Below are 3,076 nucleotides of genomic sequence, written 5' to 3'. Positions count from 1 at the left end.
GTTCTCGATAGTTGGTTAGTGTTTGTGGTGATATCGTGGGTGTGGTGACGGGAGACAACGGTAGCTGTGCGTGGGGTCGGGAGGGAAGGGAGTGCAGTGGCGAAGGGAGCGGCTGCCGGGGCGGGGTGCGGGGGGAGGGGAGGGCCGGGGGGGAAGGGGGGGGGGGGCGGGGGGGGGGGGGGGGGGTCGTCGGGACACGGAAGGGGGCCCGCGACATCCGTCGGGCCGGAGTCGTCCCACAGGCGGTGAGAACGAGGCTCCGTTTTCTACTGGATGTCCGGGCCCTTCCCGGGTCCAACCCCCCGCGCGATCGGGCGGCTCCGCCCGGGCCCGCTCCCGGATCACCGCACTGGCTGAGGCGGGCACGAAGCCGACCACTCGCGTGATCCCCGTCCCCGTCGTCGTGCGGTGCCCGGCGGCGCCTCGGGCGGCCGATCGGTGAGTCCCGTGCTGGACTGGAGCAAAACTACCGGCTCACGGCCTGCTGTCAACAGCCGCATGGTCTGCGGTGACACCGTGTCACCGCAGGTCAACGTCATGATCACCGCCCCGTGATTCGGTCCGGAAGATCGGCGATCATGGCGTGGCGGGCGGGCATCCGGCCGACGGGGGTCAGCCGCCCGGCGCGGCGACCACCACCGTCCCGGACGCGGTGACCGCGACGATCGGCTCCGCCAGCACCTCGGCGGCCGACTCCCCCTTGTCCGGGCGGCCCCGGCACACCACGCGGGCCTCGAACTCCATCGCGCGGCTGCGGGTGCCAGCGCGGGCCAGCACGGCGGTGGTCTCCAGCACGTCCCCGGCCTTGACGGGCGCGCGGAACTGGACGTCGGTGTAGGAGGCGAACAGGCCCTCGTCGCCGTCGGTGCGGATGCACAGCTCCGTCGCCGCGTCCCCGAACAGGCCGAGGACGTAGGCGCCGTCCACCAGGTCGCCGGCGTAGTGGGCGTGGGAGTAGGGGATGTAGCGGCGGTGGGTGACGGTCGTCCCCTCGCGCGGGTCACTCATCGTCTTCTCCGTTCTCGGCGGGCAGCAGGGTGTGCACGAGGTAGCTGGCGACCTCGGCGGGCGTGGTGCCCTTGCCGAAGATGCGGTCGACGCCGAGGTCGGCCTCGGTGACGGTGTCGAACCGGGGGCCGCCGACCACCAGCAGCGGCCGTCCCATGCCGCCGGCGACGGCGGTCGGGTACTCGGCGTGGAACGCGGCCGCCATCTGCTTGGTGTTGTGCAGGTGCGCGTTGCGCTGGGTGACGACCTGGGAGACCAGGACGGCGTCGGCGTTCTCGGCCTTGGCGCGCTCCACCAGCTCCTCGACCGTGACCTGGGCGCCCATGTTCACGACCTGGATCTCCCGGTAGTACTCCAGGCCCTTCTCCCCCGCGAACCCCTTGACGTTCAGGATCGCGTCGATGCCGACGGTGTGGGCGTCGGTGCCGATGCAGGCGCCGACGACGACGAGGCGCCGGTTCAGCCCCTCGCGGATCGCGAGGTTCACCTCCTGGGAGGTCAGCAGCGGGTAGGCGCGCTCCTCCGGGACGGGGATGGACGCGTAGTCGATCAGGTGCCGCACCTTCCCGTACACGATGAAGAAGGTGAAGTCGGGCCCCATCGGCTTGGCGTGCACGACGCTGGCCGGGTCCAGGCCCATCTTCCCGGCGAGCTGCAGCGCGGCGGCCTCGGCGCGCTTGCCGGCGGGGATCGGCAGGGTGAACGACATCTGCACCATGCCGTCGCCGGTGGTATCGCCGTAGGGGCGGATGACCTGCCGGGTGTCGGCGGGCTCGACCGGGGCCTGGGTTCCGGTTCCGGGGCTCTCGACCGTCATGCGGGCACCTCCTGCTCGGCGGCGGCGTGGGCGGCGTGCGGGTCCTCGGTGTCGAGGATCTCGATGGCGGGGTTGAAGTAGCCGTCGGCGCGGGGCACGACGCCGTCCAGGCCCTTGCCTCCGTCGGCCGGGCGGCGGGTGACGCCGAACGTGCCCTCGGCGATCGCGTTCAGCAGCCCGTCGTCGGCGATGCGGCCCAGCAGGTCGACCGACTCCGACAGCACCTGCTTGGCGCGCTGGACGAGCATCCCGTCCGGGCGGGGCATGAAGTCCTCGGCGAGGTTCCCGCAGGCGTCGCGGACGTAGCGGACGTTCTCCAGCGCAAGGTCGCGGTCCGACAGCCACGGCGTGTGGATGCCCTCGGTCATCATCCCGATCAGGATGATCGACTGCCCGGTCATCACCCCCGCCAGGTTGAAGAAGGCGTCCAGCAGGTAGCCGGCGAAGATGTTGCCCGTCATGTGCTTGGTCGGCGGCATGTACTTCAGCGGCGCGCCGGGGAACAGCTCCCGGACGAGCTGGGCGTGCGCGAGCTCCATCCGGAACGACTCGGGGATCGCCGGGTTGATCTCGAAGGCGTGGCCGAGGCCGAGCTGCGCGTCCGACAGACCCGCCTCGTGCCCGAACCGCTCGTTGAGCAACTGGCTGACGATGACGGTGTGCGCGGCGTCGACCGCGTCGGCGGTGGTGAGGTAGTTGTCCTCACCGGTGTTGATGACGATGCCGGCGCGGGCGTGGATCTCCCGGGAGAACCGCTGGTCGATGAACGTCCGGCGCGGGTTGATGTCGCGGAAGATGATCCCGTACATGCAGTCGTTGAGCATCATGTCCAGGCGCTCCAGCCCGGCGAGCGTCGCGATCTCCGGCATGCACAGGCCCGACGCGTAGTTCGTCAAGCGCACGTACCGGCCCAGTTCACGGGAGACGTCGTCCAGCGCGGCGCGCATCAGCCGGAAGTTCTCGCGGGTGGCGTAGGTGCCGGCGTAGCCCTCGCGGGTGGCGCCCTCGGGGACGAAGTCCAGCAGCGACTGGCCGGTGGAGCGGATCACCGCGACGATGTCGGCGCCCTCGCGGGCGGCGGCCTGCGCCTGCGGGATGTCCTCGTAGATGTCGCCGGTCGCCACGATCAGGTACACCAGCGGGCGCGGCGGGTCGGCCGCGTCGGGCGTGGGCAGCTCGGCGAGCAGCCGGTCGCGTTCGGCGCGGCGCCGGTCGATGCGGGCCATGCCGCCGCGCCGAACGCGACCGGCT

3 protein-coding genes are annotated in these 3,076 nt (G+C 71.5%); all 3 read right to left on the bottom strand.

Features of this window, described 5'->3' with window-relative positions; all coding sequences use genetic code 11:
* Positions 1 to 612: 612 nt before the first annotated feature.
* Positions 613 to 1,008, bottom strand: coding sequence for a hotdog domain-containing protein (locus HUX53_RS16115; RefSeq protein WP_176404020.1), 396 nt, complete (start codon positions 1,006 to 1,008; stop codon positions 613 to 615).
* Positions 1,001 to 1,825, bottom strand: a complete 825-nt coding sequence (locus HUX53_RS16110) for an OAM dimerization domain-containing protein (protein WP_176404019.1) — start codon at positions 1,823 to 1,825, stop codon at positions 1,001 to 1,003. Before HUX53_RS16110 ends, HUX53_RS16115 begins: the two co-directional genes overlap by 8 nt.
* On the bottom strand, positions 1,822 to 3,076 hold a 1,255-nt coding region (locus tag HUX53_RS16105), incomplete at its 5' end, for a lysine 5,6-aminomutase subunit alpha (RefSeq protein WP_176404018.1). The genes HUX53_RS16110 and HUX53_RS16105, both read right to left, overlap by 4 nt.

It is taken from the genome of Actinomadura sp. BRA 177, assembly GCF_013372625.1.
In the GTDB taxonomy this organism is placed as follows: Bacteria; Actinomycetota; Actinomycetes; order Streptosporangiales; family Streptosporangiaceae; genus Spirillospora.
Note: the sequence above shows the minus strand (reverse complement) of the source record. Positions and strands in the feature narration are given on the sequence as shown.